The organism is Streptococcus sp. SK643, assembly GCF_000259505.1.
GTDB lineage: Bacteria > Bacillota > Bacilli > Lactobacillales > Streptococcaceae > Streptococcus.
The window spans coordinates 1-16,728 of sequence record NZ_AJMM01000008.1 but is presented as its reverse complement, the minus strand read 5'-3'; the positions used below and the strand labels follow the sequence as shown (position 1 = coordinate 16,728).

The window sequence follows — 16,728 nt, the reverse complement described above, 5'->3', positions numbered from 1 at the left end:
GCAGCAGCTTTTCAAATATAGCTTCCTACTTGCTTTCTCCTAAAATACGGACTTCTCTCTCAAGAGTAACGCCAGAGTGTTCCTTGACTTTTTCAATCACAGACTCAATCAAGTCTTCGTAGTCTTTAGCTGTTCCGGATGCGACATTGATCATAAATCCTGCGTGCTTTTCAGACACTTCAACACCACCGATACGATAGCCTTTTAAGCCAGCTTCTGAAATTAATTGACCTGCAAAATGCCCTACTGGACGCTTAAAGACCGAACCACAAGATGGATATTCTAAAGGTTGCTTGAGTTCACGCAAATGAGTCAAACGCTCCATTTCTTGCTTAATAACCTGATGATTTCCAGGCGCTAGGGCAAACTTAGCAGACAAGACAACTGCACCAGAATCCTGAATAGCTGAATGGCGATACCCAAAAGCCAAATCTTTGGCAAACAGGGTCTCGATTTCTCCATCCTTGGTCAAGACCTTACAAGATTGCAAGATATGAGCAATTTCTCCACCGTAGGCACCCGCATTCATAAAGACAGCACCACCGATACTTCCCGGGATGCCACAAGCGAATTCAAAACCAGTCAAACTATGACGAAGGGCAATGCGTGTCGTTTCAATCAAGTTGGCCCCAGCTTCAGCCTCAATGGTATATCCATCAACCGAAACATGATTGAGCTTGTCACACAAGATGACAAACCCACGAATCCCACCATCACGAACGATAATGTTGCTAGCATTTCCCAACACCATCCAAGGGATATTTTCTTGATTGGCAAATTTTACAACCCGAGCCAACTCATAGCGATTTCGTGGAAAAACCAAGTAATCAGCTTCACCACCTACTTTTGTATAACTATAAGTATGCAAGGGTTCCTTAAAGCGGATATCAATTCCTTCTAAGATTTCAAGTATGTTTTCTCTTACTGACATGACACTCTTCCTTTTACAAAATTCATTCCATTATACCATTTTTAAGACCATTTGACGACCCTAAAAAAATCTCGGGATTATTTTAAACAAAAAAAGAGGCTTCCCCCTTTTTATGATTTTTTGCAAAATATATTCTTAGTTACATAGGCAACTAGGACAAGTTCAACTAGTAGAATAACTTCAACCAAGACTGGACTTGTAATCCATCCTACTTGAGCTAGAGATGGAACAAGGTCAAAGAAGGCATGCAGGCCATAGGCTGCTAATAGATAAACCCAGTTTTTCTGGCGCACACCTTGGTAAACCCAAACTGTCAAAAGTAATTGGAAGCCTAGCGCCAAGATTCGTTCAAAAGCAAGCAAATAAATTTGCCAGACAGATAGCGACTGGATAGTTTTCAACATATTTTCAGACAGCAATTGCATGACCTGTGGGTTCTGAGTTTGAACTGCCGAAAGAACGATGTAGAGATTGAGGAGGCTAGTAACACCTAAGAAAATCAATTCCAAACCACCATGACCCAGTACATAAGCAAGGGCATCTGCTTTTTCCAAGTTTCTCTTTTTCTCCAACCATTTAAAGAAGATGAGACGAGCAGTTTCCTCAAAGAAAGCCGCCATGGCTAGACCATAAACTATATAGATCAGGGGATGCTCTTGTAAAAGAGCGATACTTCCATCTTTTTGAGGATGAAGAACTAGAACATGAATTAATTTCTCCAAAATCTGTGAAGAGAGAAAGAAGGCAACAGCCCCCAAGCCCAAGACAGCTAGATTGATCTGGTATTTCTTTTTGGCATACCAAATGCTCCCAATTAGAAAAGCCAGCAACAGCACTATGCTAATAATGATATGAATGGTCATTTTCTTCTCCTATTCTGCCTTTTCAATATCTTTTCTCATCTCTTCAACATTGAACTTGGCAAACAAGTATTGACGGTCTTGGACTGGGAAACGTTGATCCAATTGGTCAACAGCTCCCACCTCGATAATACCTTCCTTGATGACAAAGTCCATGACATGTCCACCGAAAGTCAAATCATCTGATATGAAGTGCAGATGGTAGCCTGCCACACTGACCCCATGGAAAATCTCAGGCGTCCAGAAACCAACAATGGTCCCCGCCACATTGTCACGACTATATTCCGGTTGATGGGTTGCGACATCAGCAAACTTGGTATCTGGTGTCGACTTAGGAATCATACGCACATGCATATGCGAAAATTCCCCACGAATCTTGATAGAGCGGAAAAGATTTTCCCCGTCATAATAAGACTCGATTCGCTCTTCCAATTCCTTGTCTGTCATTTCAAACCGCTGGCGGAAAATGACCTCTGCCTGGTGCGGTACTACTGCTGCATAAGGAATAAGGGCATCTGGTGACACTTCCACAATCTCTGGCTGGTCTCCAGACCCTTTGGCCTGATAAGCCTTGCCATCAAGGACAATCAATTCCCCATCAATAGAATCCAAGGTTCCCAAACCAAGGTCACCATGCTCCAGCAATTCTCCTACTGTCATGGTACCACCATAAAGGCCTGCCATCAAGGCTCCAAGGGTATTGTATTGAAATAATTTCACTGGTTCCTGCACGTTCTTATCCATTCTCTTTCTTGTCTGTTATTCTATAAATCCTACTCCTAAGTATACCACATTTGCCCCTAGATGTGAACGAGAGAAACACTCTAGACATTGCCAAGAAGGAAAAAAAAGGGTACAATGTAACAAAATCAAGGGAGGTCTGGAATGAAGAAACAAAGCAAGTACCAAGAGGTCGTTTCCTATCTGAAAAACGGTATCGAGTCTGGACGATTTCCGACGGGTAGTCGCCTGCCTTCTATCCGTCAACTGAGCCTTGACTTTCACTGTAGCAAGGACACCATTCAGCGAGCCCTACTGGAATTACGGCACGAACAATACCTTTATGCCAAGCCTCAGAGTGGCTACTATGTATTAGAACAAGGGCAACACCAGGACCTAGAAATCGAAGTTACCGATGAACATGCCAGCGCCTATGACGATTTTCGACTCTGTGTCAATGAAACCTTAATTGGCCGAGAAAACTACCTTTTTAACTACTATGACAACCAAGAAGGATTAGAAGACCTAAGACAGTCCATTCACAAACTACTCTTTGACCAAGCTCTCTACTGCAAGGCAGATCAACTAGTATTAACTTCTGGAACCCAACAAGCCTTGTTTATTCTTTCTCAAATTTCCTTTCCTGGCCAATCTAAGGAAATCTTGGTGGAACAGCCGACCTATCATCGGATGAATCGACTCTTGATTGCTCAAGGATTGGACTATCAAACGATTGAACGAGGCATTGATGGGATTGACTTAAAAGAACTTGAAAATCACTTTAAGACAGGAAATATAAAGTTCTTTTACACTATCCCTCGTTTTCACTATCCTCTAGGACATTCCTATTCTGAGCAGGACAAACAAGTTATTCTTGACTTAGCTGCCAAGTACGGTGTCTATATCGTCGAGGACGACTATCTAGGTGATTTGGACTCCAAAAAAGGCCAGACCTTCCACTATCTGGATACAGAGGAGCGCGTCGTTTATATCAAATCCTTCTCAACCAGCCTCTTTCCAGCCCTGCGGATTACGGCACTCATTCTTCCAAATGCTATCAAAGAAGCCTTTGTGGCCTACAAAAATATCCTAGACTACGATAGCAACCTCATCATGCAAAAGGCCTTGTCACTCTATATAGACAGTCAACTATTTGAGAAAAATCGAATAGCCCGCTTGTCCAATCAAGAAGACTACCAGAAGCAAATCGAAGAAAAAATAGCTAAATATCCTTGCCCACTTCCTCATTTTCCACTTCACGACGGCTTATTGCTAGACCTAAGAAAGTATCCTAAAATCGCCAGAATCAAGCACAGCCAACTGGGCTTGGACTTCTTTGAAGAGGCCTATTTGGATGCCTGTCCTTATCAATTTGCCAAGGTGTCCTTAGAACATCTGGAAAATGTTTCAAACTATTTAAAAGCAGAATTGGAATAAGATCCAACTCTGCTTTTTTCTTATTGTTCAACTTCTGTTAGACTTGCTGCTTTTTCAAGATATTTTTGGTAGGTACCGTCATCCTTGAGTTTTTGGATAACCTTGTCCACCACTTCTTTCAAATCAGCACTATTTTTTCTAAGGGCAACTGCATTGGCTTCGCCGTCCTTCATCTTCAAGCTGACAGTTGCGACAGCTAGATCGGCATTTTTAGCAGCATAGCTAAGGGCAACAGGTTCATCCATGTGAACAGCATCTACTTTTCCAGCCTGCAATTCATTGACAGCTTCACCCATATTAGTTAGGGAAGTCAATTGAGCTTTTGGCAATTGTTCCTTGACCATTGATTCTGGAACAGTCCCTTTTTGGGCTGCAATATTAGCACTTTCTAGGCTAGTTAAATCCTTGTATTTTTCTACATCAACCTTACGAACCAAGAAACTAATCTTGTTTTCATAGTATGGGATTGAAAAATCAAAGACTTCTTTTCTCTCGTCAGTAGCGCTAATTCCCGCGACAGCTAGGTCAGCCTTACCAGTTTGAAGGCTGGTCAAGACATTGTCAAAACTCATGCTTGAAATTTCCAACTTAACACCAAGTTCATCAGCAATAGCCTGAGCCATGTCAATATCCGCACCGACTACCTGATTTTTCCCGTCAACCAAGGATTGGAATTCAAAGGGTGCATAGTCAGGACTAGTCGCCACAACTAATTTCCCCTTTTGCTTAATGGCCTCGACAGCTGACTGAGAACCATTAGAACCCGACTGGCAAGCCACTAAGAAGAAACTTGCTATAAAACTACATAAAACAAATATCCATTTTTTAAATTTCATAAATAAACAACCTCTCTGTTGATTTTGTATAATTATAACTCTGCTTAAGATACTTGTCAAGTATTTTTTGAATTTTTATCTCAAAAATATTTTTTTCATTCAATAAAAGGAGCTGTCATTTGATTTAAAGCTCCTTTTTATACAAAATTAATTTATTTTATAGTTCGACAATCTTACCTGTTTCAAAGTAAACAACCCATTCACAGATATTTTTAGCATAGTCTCCAATACGCTCCAAATAAGAGATAACTTGGAAGTAATCTCGACCTGTCACAATTGCTTCAGGATTTTTCTTGATTTCTTCTGTTGCTAACTCACGAATAGAATCAAAGTAATGGTTGATTTTCTCATCCATGGCCGCTACTTCATAGGCATGCTCTACAGAACCATTGAGATAGAGTTCTAGAGCTGCTTCGACGAAATTTTTTACATCACGGCCCATTTTTTTGATTTCTTCCTCAACTGCAGGGATACGCTCTTCCCCTTTCATACGGATAGTTGCCTCAGCGATAGATACCGCATGGTCTCCCATACGTTCTACATCTGATACAGCCTTGAGAACTGTTAAAACTGTGCGTAGATCTTGAGAAACAGGTTGTTGAAGGGCAATCATTTCAAATGATTTCTTCTCTAATTTTACTTCATATTCATTTACTTCTGCATCATCTTCGATCACTTCTTTCGCTAAATCACGGTCATGCGTAACAAAGGCACGCACGGTACGATTGATTTGGGATAGCACTTCTTGTCCCATGGCATAGAACTGATTGTGTAATTTCTCCAAATCTTCTTCAAATTGAGATCGTAACATCTTTTTCTCCTTATCCAAACTTTCCTGAAATATAATCTTCTGTTTCCTTATGTTGAGGGTTGAGGAAGATCTTCTTAGTATCGTTAAACTCTATCAAATCTCCATCCAAGAAAAATCCTGTCTTGTCAGAGATACGAGAAGCTTGTTGCATGGAACGTGTCACCAAGAGCATGGTGTATTTATCTTTTAAGCCATACAAGGTTTCCTCAATCTTACCAGCCGAAATAGGGTCCAAGGCTGAGGTTGGCTCATCCAAGAGAATGATTTTAGGACTGGTTGCCAAGACACGGGCAACACAGACACGTTGTTGTTGTCCACCTGAAAGCCCGATAGCTGAATCATGCAGGCGGTCCTTGACCTCATCCCAGATAGAAGCTCGCTGCAGGGCTTTTTCTACTGATTCATCCAGAACTTGCTTATCTTTAACTCCATTGATGCGAAGCCCGTAGACAACATTTTCGTAAATGGACATAGGGAAAGGGTTGGGTTGTTGGAAAACCATACCGATTTCCTTACGCAATTCAACTGTATCTGTACGTGGACTATAAATGTTGTGACCATTGTAAACGACCGAACCAGTTGTGGTCACCTCTGGATTCAAATCCCCCATACGGTTGATAGCCTTGAGAAGAGTTGACTTTCCTGAACCAGACGGACCGATAAGAGCTGTAATTTCCTTGGCTTGGAAAGATAGAGAAACACTATTTAAAGCCTTCTTTTGATTGTAGTAAACGGACAGGTCTGACACCTGTAAAATCGCTTCTGTCATACTGTTTCCTTTCTATCCAAAGTGTCCGGTTACGTAGTCATTAGTAGACTGCAACTTAGCATTTTGGAAAATATTAGAGGTCTTATCGTACTCGATCAAGTCACCCAAGTAGAAAAATCCTGTGTAATCACTCGCACGCGCAGCCTGCTGCATACTGTGGGTCACGATGATAATGGTAAAGTCTTTTTTCAATTCCAACATGGTTTCTTCCAGCTGAGCTGTCGCAATCGGATCCAAGGCTGACGCCGGTTCATCCATCAAGAGAATATCTGGTTTCACGGAAATAGCACGAGCGATGCAGAGTCTTTGTTGCTGACCACCTGATAGGGTCAAGGCTGACTTATGAAGGTCATCTTTGACCTGGTCCCAAAGGGCAGCTTGACGAAGAGAGGTTTCCACAATTTCATCCAAGACTTGCTTGTCCTTAACACCTGCCCGTTCATGAGCAAAAGAGATATTGCGATAAATAGACTTAGCAAAGGGATTTGGTCGTTGGAAGACCATCCCGATGTGCTTACGCATTTCATAAACGTTGATTTCAGGACGGTTGACATCGATTCCTTGGTATAGGATTTGACCTGTTACCTTAGCAATATCAATGGTATCATTCATCCGATTGAGACTGCGAAGATAAGTTGATTTCCCAGATCCTGAAGGGCCGATTAAGGCAGTAATTTTATTTTTTTCAAATTGCATATCGATGCCCTTGATGGATTCTTTTTTACCGTAGTAAACATGTAAATCCTTAGTAGAGAGGGCCACTTTCTCTTCAGGAAAGGTGATGATATGCTTTTCATCCCAATTATATTTTGACATGGCTTCTCCTTTAGGCAGCGGTTAATTTCTTATGTAGGTAACTTCCGAGTTTACGGGCTCCAAAGTTAAAAATGAGGATAAAGATGAGGAGCACGGCCGCAGAACCTGCTGATACAATAGTTCCATCAGGAATGGTTCCTTCGCTATTGACTTTCCAGATGTGGACAGCCAAGGTTTCTGCTTGACGGAAGATAGAGATTGGGCTAGTCACACTGAGAATATTCCAGTTAGACCAGTCAAGGGCTGGAGCAGATTGTCCTGCTGTATAAATCAAAGCAGCAGCCTCACCAAAGATACGACCAGATGCCAAGACAACCCCCGTCACAATACCTGGAAGGGCTTCTGGAATGACCACATGAACAACTGTCTCCCAACGAGAAATTCCAAGGGCCAGACCAGCCTCACGTTGCGTATGGTGAACGTGTTTCAAGCTGTCCTCAACATTACGAGTCATCTGAGGCAAGTTAAAGACTGTCAAGGCCAAGGCACCTGAAATAATTGAAAATCCATACTCAAACTGAACTACAAAGATCAAGTAACCAAAGAGACCTACAACCACTGATGGGAGTGAAGATAAGATTTCAATACAGGTTCTGACAAAATTGGTCACAGGACCTTTTTTAGCATATTCAGCTAGGAAAATCCCAGCTCCCATAGATAAAGGCACAGAGATAATCAAGGTAATAACTAAGAGGAAGAAGGAATTATAAAGCTGAATCCCAATTCCCCCACCTGCTTGGTAAGAAGATGATTTGCCAGTCAAGAAAGACCAAGAGATGTGGGGCAAACCACGAACCAAGATATAGAGAATCAAGGATGCCAAGATGGCAACAATAATTCCTGCAATCGAGTAGAGGACAGCTGTTGCAATTTTATCTAATTTCTTAGCGTGCATAGTTTTTCTTTCCTCTTTCTTTCGTAATCAATTTAATCACACTGTTGAAAGCCAAACTCATCAAAAGTAAGACTAAGGCCAGTGACCAAAGTACGTTATTATCAACTGTTCCCATAACGGTATTTCCGATACCCATGGTCAAAACAGAGGTCAAGGTCGCAGCTGGTGTTGTTAAGGAAGTTGGAACTACCGCTGAGTTTCCGACTACCATCTGAATAGCTAAAGCCTCACCAAAGGCACGGGCCATCCCAAAGACCACTGCTGTGAAAATACCTGAACGCGCAGCCTTCAAAGTCACGCGCCAGATGGTCTGCCAACGAGTGGCTCCCATAGCCAAACTAGCCTCACGATAGTGACGAGGCACCGCACGCAAGCTATCCGTTGTCATAAATGTTACCGTCGGTAAAATCATGACAAAGAGAACGAAAATCCCTGACAAAATCCCAAAACCAGTCCCACCAAAGATACTACGAACAAAGGGAACTACGACCTGCAAACCTATAAATCCATACACAACTGAAGGAATCCCAACCAGTAATTCAATGGCTGGTTGCAAGATTCTAGCACCTTTTGGTGAGACTTCGGTCATAAAGACTGCCGCACCAATGGCAAAAGGAGTTGCGATAAGGGCTGATAGGATTGTGACAATAAAGGAACCCAAAATCATTGGAAGGGCACCAAATTGTTTACCTGAAGGATTCCAAGTTTGGCCAAAAAGGAAATCAAAGATATTAACCCCATTTACAAAGAAGGTCGACAAACCTTTTTGGGCTACGAAAATCAAAATCATGGCCACAATGATAACAATCAAAGACAGACAGGCAAAGGTCAAGCCTTTTCCTAGTTTCTCTAGACGAGAGTTCTTTGAGGGAGAAAGTAACTTTTTAGCTAATTCTTCTTGATTCATTAGCGACTCCCTTCTAGTGCCGTCACCGTTCCTACAGCATCTTTTTCAACCTTCATTTCCTTGACCGAAATATAGCCCATTCCCTTAACGATTCCACTTTGCGCTTCATCTGAGAGGACAAAGTTGAGAAATTCTGCCACCAATTCGTCTGGCTGACCTAAGGTGTACATGTGTTCATAAGACCACAAAGGCCAGTTATTGCTTGTAACATTTTCTGCAATCGGCTCATAGCCATTCAACTTCATGCGTTTAACCGAGTCATCCACATAGGCAAAGGCTAGGTAAGAAATGGCTCCAGGTGTCTGGGAAACAATGTTTTTGACCATCCCATTTGAATCCTGTTCTTGACTCTGTACAGCAGATTGACCATTCATGATGACACTGTCAAAGGTTGCACGAGACCCTGAACTTGCCGCACGGTTGATAATGGAGATAGCTAGGTCTTTCCCACCGACTTCTTTCCAGTTGGTCACTTGACCTGTGAAGATACTACGGAGTTGTTCAGTTGTCAGATTTTCAACGTCAACTTCCTTATTGACAATCACTGCCAAGCCAGCTACTGCGACCTTATGGTCAACTAATGCAGAGGCATTAATCCCATCTTTTTCCTCGGCAAATACGTCTGAATTTCCTACATCAACGGCTCCAGATTGAACCTGAGACAGACCTGTACCAGATCCTCCACCTTGGACGTTGACTGTTTTTCCAACGTGCATAGAGCCAAATTCATCTGCTGCTGCTTCGACCAAGGGCTGAAGAGCCGTTGAGCCAACAGCTGTCATGGATTCTCCACGATCAATCCAGCTGGCACATCCCGCCAAAGAACCTGCGAGCAAGAAGGTCGCAAGAGATAAAGCGAGTTTTTTCCTTTTTTTCACTGTTTTTCTCCTTGAAAATAATGGTGAATGTTGTGAATTTTTTCAACTATTTATTTTTTCTTTTTTAAAGTTAGGAGCTAAATGCGCTGTCTAACCTAATATTGCAATACAATTGCTAGATTATTATTTAAAGTTTTTTCACTTAAAATGAAAGACTATTTGAAAAAATCCATAATTCAACTATAACATAGTCAAGCTACTTTGACTAGCATTTTCACTTGAAGCGTAGACCTTTTGGATAATAATTTTTCAAAACATTTCCAGTCACTTTTGCAAAGCCTAGACCATTGCCTTCCACTAAAACTTGATACCATCCATTTGGTAAAGTTTCAGCCAGTTGAATTATTTCTCCAGCTACATACTTAACAAAGTCATCCTGCTTGATTTCAACCGAAGTCTTAACTTGACTAGGTCTCAAAGCCAAACCAAGAGCAAAACTAGGCTCAAAGCGTTTCTTCTTAAAAGTACCCAGATGCAGTCCATTGCGAGCAATCTTGAGCTTCCCTAAATCTGGCAAGAGTTCTGGCAAGAGATAGAGTTGGTCACCAAAAGTCTGCAAAATCCCCCTTAGATTGATTTTTAAGTGTTTTTGGGAAAATTCCTGCCACAAGGCAACTTGTTCACGGCTGAGATTGCTCTTACTTGTCTTAAATTTAGGTGCTGGATTTTCTCCTTTAAATTGTAGATGAGCTACAAACTGACCCTCTCCCTTAAAATGATGAGGGTACATCCGAGCCGTTTCTGGCAAGTCAATACCAGCTACCATTCCATTGATATGTTCAACTGGCAACAAGTCAAAATCATACTCTTCCAGAAGCCAATTGACAATCTCTTCGTTTTCCTCGGGTGCCCAGGTACAGGTCGAATAAACCAGACGACCACCTTCTGCTAGCATGGTCACGGCATCCTCCAGAATTTCTCTTTGCAAGCTAGCACATTGACTCGGATAATCTAAGCTCCAATAGTCCATAGCATCTGGCTGCTTACGAAACATCCCTTCACCAGAGCAAGGGGCATCAAGGACAATGAGGTCAAAATAGCCCTTAAAAATCTTGGCCAAGCGGTCAGCAGATTCATTGGTCACTACGACATTTGTCGCACCAAAGCGCTCCATATTTTCTACTAAAATCTTAGCCCGTTTGCTTGAAATTTCATTGGAAACAAGGAGACCCTCCCCTGCTTGATAGGCTGCTAGTTGAGTTGACTTGCCACCTGGAGCAGCTGCCAAGTCCAAGACCTTCATCCCAGGACTGGGCTTAGCTACCTGAGCCACCATCTGAGCAGCGGGTTCTTGCGAATAGACCAAACCTGTAGCATGTTCAGGCGATTTCCCTGAAACCTTACCATAGTGGCCCCAAGGGGTTTGAGGAATGGCATCAGGAAAGGAAACTGGCGCTTCTTTTAAAGGATTGACCCGAAAGGCCGAAACCGCTTCCTCCTTAAAAGAGGCAAGAAAATCTCTTGCCTCATCTCCTAGTATCTCTTCATATTTTTCAACAAATCCTTCTGGAAATTGCATTTAAGTTCTTTTCCTTTCGTAAATATAGGACTGAATTTCCTCCTGCATCTCAAGAGGTAGCATCATAACAGCCTGTCTAGTTTTAAAATCTAAGGCTTGTCCTGAAAGGGTCACAACCTCATAGCCAAGACTTTCTCCCAAAATACTAGCAGCAGCATAATCCCATGGTTGCAAATAGGTCACATAGGTCAATAAGCGACCTGATAAAATCCTAGCAAAACTAATTGCCGCGCTTCCATAGACACGTACCCCAAGGGCTGCACGACCTAAATCAGCCACTCCCCATTCATTTTTCTCCAACATCCCAGCATTAACAGCAATTAGAAAATCTCTAAGTGGCTTTCTTTTAAATGCAGGTAAGGGTCTTTCATTAAGACAAACAGGAAAAGCACCACCACCATGATAACAGTCCCCTTTGGCTACATCATAAATAAGAGCAAACTGGCCCTCTCCACTTTCAAAATAGGCCAGCATAATGGCAAAATCTTCCTGCTGGGCCACAAAATTATTGGTCCCATCAATGGGGTCAATCACCCAAACCGCACCTTCTTTCACAGACGCTCGTAGACAACCTTCTTCTGCACAAATCTTATCCTCAGGATAACGAGATAAAATCTCACTAACTAAGTGGTCCTGAACTTCTTTATCCAGTCGAGTCACAAGGTCAGTGGGAGAAGACTTGGTTTCTATCTGTAAATCTTCCCCCATGTGGCCTAGAATATACTGGCCTGCTTGCTTGACAAGGCTTTTGGCAAATTCAAATTTACTTTCCAAGAGAAATCTTCCCTTCTCCTTTTTCCTTTGCAGCCTCTACTGCTCGGTAGAGCGAATAACCACTCACCGTTTCAAATTCTCGTCCCAAACGTTTCTCTTCACTCTTACTTGGAACGACATTTTTAAAGGCCTTATAAGAGTCTAATAACTTTCTAGCTTCTATTTTTTCTTCATAGGCAGCTTCAACATCATTAAAAAAAGAAAGCACTGAAGCAAGTTCTTCAGTGCTCCACGACAAATCTAGTGGGTAACTATACTGTTTATTCATCTAACTAATACCAGCTCTCAATCTTGCTTCTTTCAGTTCTTGCTTACGGTAACTACGAGGGAGAAAAGCACGAATCTCATCTTCATTAAAACCGATTTGCATGCGCTTCGCATCGATAATGATTGGACGACGCAAAAGGCTCGGATACTGCTCAATTAAATGAAGCAACTCTGATACTGAGATACTCTCTACATCAATATTCAATTTTTGAAAAATTTTTGAACGAGTTGAAATGATGTCATCAGTACCATTTTCGGTCAAGGAAAGAATATGTTGCAATTCTTTTCTTGTTAGAGGACTGGTCATAATATTGTGCTCCTCAAAGGGAACCTTATGCGTCTCTAACCAGGCCTTTGCCTTACGACATGATGTACAGCTCGGTGATAAAAATAGTGTAATCATGCTTTTCTCTTCTTATCTATACTTTGCTATTTCTATTATACACAAAAATAAAGCGCTTGACTAGAGATTTTTGGAAAAAAAGCCTCTTTTTTAAAGAAAAATAAACTGTTAACGAACGATTAACTCATTTTTCCTTATATTAATTCTGTAGAAATTGTAATCCAGGGCTGAAATACTTATTTTTAAATGTAAATTCTAAATATTCCACCATTATCCTTTTCGACTTCTCCAATATAAACAGCCAAAGAAGCTTTCATAAAGCCCGAAAAACAATAGAAAAGCATGAAGAAAAAATGTTTCTGGTAGAATTAAAATAACCGGATCCTTAGCTGGGTCAAAAAGCCAAGTATCATCTCCAACAAAGAGAATTTGATGAAAAAGGGTGAAAAATTGTTCAAAACCAATCAAAACTCCTACTAATCCGATCAATAAAGGCAAGAAAACTAAGAGCAAAATACTCTTCCTAAAGACAGAGAGGAAGCCCTTTTTAACAATCTTTTTGACAAAGTAATAGAAAATCGGAAGGGTGAGCAAAGTAAGGAACTGAACGAGATGAAAGAGATTCTTTACCACCTCAAAGTGGTGTAGCCCAGCAGCTGACGAACGAAAATCTGGCATCTCTAAGGTCTGACTAAAAGGATTGGTCAGATAATTCATCAAGATATGAAAGTTGTATTGAATGGTTTCTGGTTTTAGATAGACCCGACTCGTCAAACTTAACCATTTGATTTCCAACGGATAAAATATCCAAGCCAGATAAATGGTCAAAAGAATAGACAGGGAAAGGAGAAAGAGCATACTTCCCCAAAAGGTCAGTTTAGATTTCATCAAAATTCCACTCCGCTAGACTAGAAAGGACATGAGTTGGCGCAATTGGCAAATCTGCCACTTCTTCTGCCTTGGTAAAACCTGTCGTTACTAATAGAGTTGGAATCCCATTATCGATCCCTGCTCGAATATCTGTCAGATAGTTGTCCCCAACCATAATCAAATCTTTTCTATCAAAACCAAGATGCTCTACAGCCTTATCCATGATAATAGCATTTGGTTTTCCGATGTAAACTGCTTTCACTCGTGTAGCCGCCTCAATAAGGGTCACCAGAGAACCTGCACCAGGTAAAAGACCACGTTCTGTAGGAATATTGAGGTCAGGATTGGTTCCTATAAAGTGGGCACCTTTTTGGATAGCAAGGGTCGCTGTCGCAAATTTTTCATAATCCACCTGCCAGTCCAGGCCGACTACTACATAAGCAGGATTTTCGATATCCTCAACGTAGCCTGCTGCCTTAATGGCATCTTTGAGGCCTGATTCTCCGATGACGTAGACTGTCTTTTCAAGTCCCAAGTCATTCATATAGTCGATGGTGGCCAAAGTCGCTGTGTAGACAGTCGATAGGGGCGTATCGATATTAAAATTCTGAGCCAACATTTCTTGAACACTTTCTGGAGTACGAGTTGTATTGTTGGTCACAAAGAGATAGGGAATGTCACGCTTTTGCAATTCATGGACAAAATCTTCTCCTTCCGGAATTCGGTCTTTCCCCTTGTAAATGGTTCCGTCTAAATCAATTAAATAGCCTTTATAAGTCATCTTTTACTTCCTTTTTCATTTCTTGCCAAGCAATGATAGCCTGTGCATTTGTTGCCCCATCACTTGTAATCTCATGCTTACTTTCGAGTCCAGTCCGTTCAACAGACGATGTAATAACCCCACCTGGTCGAACTTCCTTGACATACTTGAGGTTGATTCTCTTGGGAATATATTGGGTCAAAAAATCAGCTCCCATAACCTCAAAAATCCAATCCAGGTATTTACTATTATTGACATGACCATTCATATCCAGATCATAAAATCGAACATGATAATCCTTGCTGAATGGTTCTTCCAAAGACTCATACTTTGGTCCGCGGATAAGCTTTTTATCAAAATCAGACTGGTAAGGAGCCACAATATCAGGTTCGACAGCATGGACTTTTCGACTATCTCGATCCATGAGAACAAAGCTCGCCAACATGCGAATGATTTCTTGACTTGCTTCATCATAGATAGTAAAACGGCGATAGCAAAAGAGTCGATTGTAGCTCAGTGCTTCCGTTTCGATGGTAATTTCTTCCGCAAAACGAGGCAAACGAACTACCTCAATATCATAGTCTGTGATAATCCAGACCAGATTATGCTCTTCCAAAATGGCTTTATCACTAACTCCCAGCTCAATCGACTGCATCCCTGAAACTTGCAGGGATAGCAAAATCAAGTCTGGAAGCTTGATATGACCGTTCATATCAGCCATATCAAAAGGAATTTTCATTTTCATTTGATAAGTTAAGCCCATCATTCTACTCCAAAATAAATCGTTCTGCTACGGTGTCTCCCAAAAAGAGACCTCTTTTTGTCATGCGAACTCGGTCACCCTCTATTTGCATGAGACCTTGTTGAACCAAATCTCTGACGATTTTTCCATAAAGTCCATCGAAAGATCGTCCAAATTTTTCCTCAAATCGCACCGTGGAGACTCCTGATTTCTTGCGGAGACCTAGAAACATTTCTTCTTCCATTTGCTCCTTTTGACTCAGGTGCTCTTCTGTGATGCGCGCATTGCCTTCCTCAACTGCACTGAGATAATGACGAATGGGACCATGGTTTTTATAGCGAATCCCATTGACATAACCAGATGCCCCAGCACCGATGCCATAGTATTCAGCATTATCCCAGTACATGAGATTGTGGCGACTTTCAAAACCGGGTTTGGAAAAATTGGAAATCTCATAATGCTCAAAACCAGCTCTCTCAAGCTCCGTGATGATGTACTCAAACATCTCCGCTTCCAGCTCCTCCTTAGGCAGAGGCAATTTCCCTCGTCGCATACGATTCATAAAGACCGTATGATTTTCCAAAATCAAGCTATAAAGACTCATATGGGGAATATCCAGTCCAATGGCCTTAGCCACATTTTCCTTAACCTGCTCCATGGTCTGACCAGGCAGTGCATAAATCAAATCAATGGAAATGTTGTCAAAACCAGCCAGTTTCAGACGGTCAATATTTTCATAAATATCCTTCTCCAAATGACTGCGCCCAATCTTTTTCAGCATCTTGTCGTCAAAGGTCTGCACGCCTAGCGAAACACGATTGACAGCCGAATTCTTCAAAACAGCTATCTTATCTGTATCCAAGTCTCCTGGATTGGCTTCAATCGTTAATTCTTCTAAAAGAGACAAATCCAAGCTTTTAGTTAAACCATCTAATAACACCTCCAGCTGTTTCGCTGAAAGGGCTGTCGGCGTTCCTCCTCCAATGTAGAGAGTTCGCAATTTTTGAATATCATAAGAACGAAACTCTTCCAGCAGATGCTCCAAATAGCTGTCGACTGGTTGATTCTTGATGAAGACCTTTGAAAAGTCACAATAATAACAAATCTGAGTACAAAACGGGATGTGCACATAGGCTGACGTTGGTTTTTTCTGCATAGTAACATTATTATACCACAAAAGCGAACAATACTTAGAATTCCGTTTAACAAAATCCTAGCATTGTTCGCTTTCTCTCTCTAAACATTCTTTTTATTTTATGACGAACTCGATTCCCAGAACCAATCTAGTTTTTCTTTACAATACAAAAGAATGATTGTTCATTTGACTAAATTTTTAGTCTTCTTTTTTCTTTCCAAGAGCAAGTCCGAGACCGCCTAGCATACCAAGAAGTCCTAGAGATGCAAGAGTCGCATTTGATTCTGTTCCTGTATTTGGCAATACATTTTGAGAATCATTTGACTTAGCTCCATTATCATTAGTAGTCTTAGTATCTACCTGATCTGCATTTGGAATTGGAGTTGTTAGTGTTACCTTAGCTGGAGTTTCTACTGGAACTTCCACAGCTGGTTTACCTGGTTCAATAATCTTACCTA

20 protein-coding genes are annotated in these 16,728 nt (G+C 41.4%); 1 reads left to right on the top strand and 19 read right to left on the bottom strand.

Annotation, left to right across the window (positions count from 1 at the left end; all coding sequences use genetic code 11):
• Nucleotides 1-25 precede the first annotated feature (25 nt).
• The 3 genes from murB to budA all read right to left on the bottom strand — a co-directional run bounded on the left by murB (nucleotide 26) and on the right by budA (nucleotide 2,535).
• Nucleotides 26-931: a UDP-N-acetylmuramate dehydrogenase gene (murB, locus tag HMPREF1117_RS04725; RefSeq protein ID WP_000116192.1), complete on the bottom strand. Its 906-nt coding sequence runs from the start codon at nucleotides 929-931 to the stop codon at nucleotides 26-28.
• A 110-nt stretch (nucleotides 932-1,041) separates the two neighbouring features.
• The gene (locus tag HMPREF1117_RS04720; RefSeq protein WP_000152209.1) at nucleotides 1,042-1,794 is read right to left on the bottom strand and encodes a YhfC family intramembrane metalloprotease; all 753 of its coding nucleotides are present in this window, start codon (nucleotides 1,792-1,794) and stop codon (nucleotides 1,042-1,044) included.
• A 9-nt stretch (nucleotides 1,795-1,803) separates the two neighbouring features.
• A complete protein-coding gene (budA, locus tag HMPREF1117_RS04715) occupies nucleotides 1,804-2,535 on the bottom strand; it encodes an acetolactate decarboxylase (RefSeq protein WP_000360296.1) in 732 nt (243 codons plus the stop codon).
• A gap of 141 nt (nucleotides 2,536-2,676) precedes the next feature.
• On the opposite strand from budA, the gene HMPREF1117_RS04710 reads away from it, so the two are divergent.
• Entirely contained in the window at nucleotides 2,677-3,948 is a 1,272-nt protein-coding gene (locus tag HMPREF1117_RS04710) for an aminotransferase-like domain-containing protein (protein WP_000744849.1), read from the top strand.
• A gap of 20 nt (nucleotides 3,949-3,968) precedes the next feature.
• On the opposite strand, the gene HMPREF1117_RS04705 is transcribed toward HMPREF1117_RS04710, so the two are convergent.
• The 16 genes from HMPREF1117_RS04705 to HMPREF1117_RS04630 form a co-directional block, all read right to left on the bottom strand.
• On the bottom strand, nucleotides 3,969-4,784 hold the full coding sequence (locus HMPREF1117_RS04705; RefSeq protein ID WP_000669525.1) for an ABC transporter substrate-binding protein: 816 nt from the start codon (nucleotides 4,782-4,784) through the stop codon (nucleotides 3,969-3,971).
• A gap of 157 nt (nucleotides 4,785-4,941) precedes the next feature.
• Nucleotides 4,942-5,595 (bottom strand): phosphate signaling complex protein PhoU, encoded by a 654-nt coding sequence (phoU, locus tag HMPREF1117_RS04700; RefSeq protein WP_000946467.1) that lies wholly within the window; start codon nucleotides 5,593-5,595, stop codon nucleotides 4,942-4,944.
• A 10-nt stretch (nucleotides 5,596-5,605) separates the two neighbouring features.
• Nucleotides 5,606-6,364, bottom strand: a complete 759-nt coding sequence (gene pstB / locus HMPREF1117_RS04695) for a phosphate ABC transporter ATP-binding protein PstB (protein WP_000133480.1) — start codon at nucleotides 6,362-6,364, stop codon at nucleotides 5,606-5,608.
• A 12-nt stretch (nucleotides 6,365-6,376) separates the two neighbouring features.
• Nucleotides 6,377-7,180, bottom strand: a complete 804-nt coding sequence (gene pstB / locus HMPREF1117_RS04690; protein WP_000049844.1) for a phosphate ABC transporter ATP-binding protein PstB — start codon at nucleotides 7,178-7,180, stop codon at nucleotides 6,377-6,379.
• A 10-nt stretch (nucleotides 7,181-7,190) separates the two neighbouring features.
• The gene (gene pstA / locus HMPREF1117_RS04685) at nucleotides 7,191-8,075 is read right to left on the bottom strand and encodes a phosphate ABC transporter permease PstA (RefSeq protein WP_000543046.1); all 885 of its coding nucleotides are present in this window, start codon (nucleotides 8,073-8,075) and stop codon (nucleotides 7,191-7,193) included.
• Nucleotides 8,065-8,982 (bottom strand): phosphate ABC transporter permease subunit PstC, encoded by a 918-nt coding sequence (gene pstC / locus HMPREF1117_RS04680; protein WP_001070902.1) that lies wholly within the window; start codon nucleotides 8,980-8,982, stop codon nucleotides 8,065-8,067. Before pstC ends, pstA begins: the two co-directional genes overlap by 11 nt.
• Nucleotides 8,982-9,860, bottom strand: a complete 879-nt coding sequence (locus HMPREF1117_RS04675; protein WP_000746331.1) for a phosphate ABC transporter substrate-binding protein PstS — start codon at nucleotides 9,858-9,860, stop codon at nucleotides 8,982-8,984. The genes pstC and HMPREF1117_RS04675 overlap by 1 nt, the downstream gene beginning before the upstream one ends.
• Nucleotides 9,861-10,074: 214 nt before the next feature.
• A complete protein-coding gene (locus HMPREF1117_RS04670; RefSeq protein WP_001160259.1) occupies nucleotides 10,075-11,379 on the bottom strand; it encodes an RsmF rRNA methyltransferase first C-terminal domain-containing protein in 1,305 nt (434 codons plus the stop codon).
• Nucleotides 11,380-12,153 (bottom strand): inositol monophosphatase family protein, encoded by a 774-nt coding sequence (locus tag HMPREF1117_RS04665; RefSeq protein ID WP_000444056.1) that lies wholly within the window; start codon nucleotides 12,151-12,153, stop codon nucleotides 11,380-11,382. It abuts the gene before it with no gap.
• On the bottom strand, nucleotides 12,143-12,421 hold the full coding sequence (locus HMPREF1117_RS04660) for a UPF0223 family protein (protein ID WP_001041970.1): 279 nt from the start codon (nucleotides 12,419-12,421) through the stop codon (nucleotides 12,143-12,145). The genes HMPREF1117_RS04665 and HMPREF1117_RS04660 overlap by 11 nt, the downstream gene beginning before the upstream one ends.
• Nucleotides 12,422-12,823, bottom strand: coding sequence for a Spx/MgsR family RNA polymerase-binding regulatory protein (locus tag HMPREF1117_RS04655; protein WP_007556665.1), 402 nt, complete (start codon nucleotides 12,821-12,823; stop codon nucleotides 12,422-12,424). It abuts the gene before it with no gap.
• 210 nt (nucleotides 12,824-13,033) lie between these two features.
• Complete coding sequence (locus HMPREF1117_RS04650; RefSeq protein ID WP_000837588.1) at nucleotides 13,034-13,651, bottom strand: TIGR01906 family membrane protein; 618 nt, start codon at nucleotides 13,649-13,651, stop codon at nucleotides 13,034-13,036.
• Nucleotides 13,641-14,414, bottom strand: coding sequence for a TIGR01457 family HAD-type hydrolase (locus HMPREF1117_RS04645; protein ID WP_000221325.1), 774 nt, complete (start codon nucleotides 14,412-14,414; stop codon nucleotides 13,641-13,643). Before HMPREF1117_RS04645 ends, HMPREF1117_RS04650 begins: the two co-directional genes overlap by 11 nt.
• Nucleotides 14,404-15,156 carry an acyl-[acyl-carrier-protein] thioesterase gene (locus HMPREF1117_RS04640; RefSeq protein ID WP_000524762.1) on the bottom strand — a complete coding sequence of 251 codons (753 nt, stop codon included), beginning with the start codon at nucleotides 15,154-15,156 and terminating at the stop codon, nucleotides 14,404-14,406. Before HMPREF1117_RS04640 ends, HMPREF1117_RS04645 begins: the two co-directional genes overlap by 11 nt.
• A gap of 4 nt (nucleotides 15,157-15,160) precedes the next feature.
• Complete coding sequence (gene hemW / locus HMPREF1117_RS04635) at nucleotides 15,161-16,291, bottom strand: radical SAM family heme chaperone HemW (protein ID WP_001170080.1); 1,131 nt, start codon at nucleotides 16,289-16,291, stop codon at nucleotides 15,161-15,163.
• 177 nt (nucleotides 16,292-16,468) lie between these two features.
• A partial coding sequence (locus HMPREF1117_RS04630) for an LPXTG cell wall anchor domain-containing protein (protein WP_000452559.1) occupies nucleotides 16,469-16,728 on the bottom strand: 260 nt, incomplete at its 5' end.

Excerpts from the sequence above, each read along its gene's own strand:
- murB (WP_000116192.1), bottom strand. The coding sequence starts at position 931 with ATGTCAGTAAGAGAAAACATACTTGAAATCTTAGAAGGAATTGATATC.
- HMPREF1117_RS04720 (WP_000152209.1), bottom strand. The coding sequence starts at position 1,794 with ATGACCATTCATATCATTATTAGCATAGTGCTGTTGCTGGCTTTTCTA.
- budA (WP_000360296.1), bottom strand. The coding sequence starts at position 2,535 with ATGGATAAGAACGTGCAGGAACCAGTGAAATTATTTCAATACAATACC.
- HMPREF1117_RS04710 (WP_000744849.1), top strand. The coding sequence starts at position 2,677 with ATGAAGAAACAAAGCAAGTACCAAGAGGTCGTTTCCTATCTGAAAAAC.
- HMPREF1117_RS04705 (WP_000669525.1), bottom strand. The coding sequence starts at position 4,784 with ATGAAATTTAAAAAATGGATATTTGTTTTATGTAGTTTTATAGCAAGT.
- phoU (WP_000946467.1), bottom strand. The coding sequence starts at position 5,595 with ATGTTACGATCTCAATTTGAAGAAGATTTGGAGAAATTACACAATCAG.
- pstB (WP_000133480.1), bottom strand. The coding sequence starts at position 6,364 with ATGACAGAAGCGATTTTACAGGTGTCAGACCTGTCCGTTTACTACAAT.
- pstB (WP_000049844.1), bottom strand. The coding sequence starts at position 7,180 with ATGTCAAAATATAATTGGGATGAAAAGCATATCATCACCTTTCCTGAA.
- pstA (WP_000543046.1), bottom strand. The coding sequence starts at position 8,075 with ATGCACGCTAAGAAATTAGATAAAATTGCAACAGCTGTCCTCTACTCG.
- pstC (WP_001070902.1), bottom strand. The coding sequence starts at position 8,982 with ATGAATCAAGAAGAATTAGCTAAAAAGTTACTTTCTCCCTCAAAGAAC.
- HMPREF1117_RS04670 (WP_001160259.1), bottom strand. The coding sequence starts at position 11,379 with ATGCAATTTCCAGAAGGATTTGTTGAAAAATATGAAGAGATACTAGGA.
- HMPREF1117_RS04660 (WP_001041970.1), bottom strand. The coding sequence starts at position 12,421 with ATGAATAAACAGTATAGTTACCCACTAGATTTGTCGTGGAGCACTGAA.
- HMPREF1117_RS04655 (WP_007556665.1), bottom strand. The coding sequence starts at position 12,823 with ATGATTACACTATTTTTATCACCGAGCTGTACATCATGTCGTAAGGCA.
- HMPREF1117_RS04650 (WP_000837588.1), bottom strand. The coding sequence starts at position 13,651 with ATGAAATCTAAACTGACCTTTTGGGGAAGTATGCTCTTTCTCCTTTCC.
- HMPREF1117_RS04645 (WP_000221325.1), bottom strand. The coding sequence starts at position 14,414 with ATGACTTATAAAGGCTATTTAATTGATTTAGACGGAACCATTTACAAG.
- HMPREF1117_RS04640 (WP_000524762.1), bottom strand. The coding sequence starts at position 15,156 with ATGGGCTTAACTTATCAAATGAAAATGAAAATTCCTTTTGATATGGCT.
- hemW (WP_001170080.1), bottom strand. The coding sequence starts at position 16,291 with ATGCAGAAAAAACCAACGTCAGCCTATGTGCACATCCCGTTTTGTACT.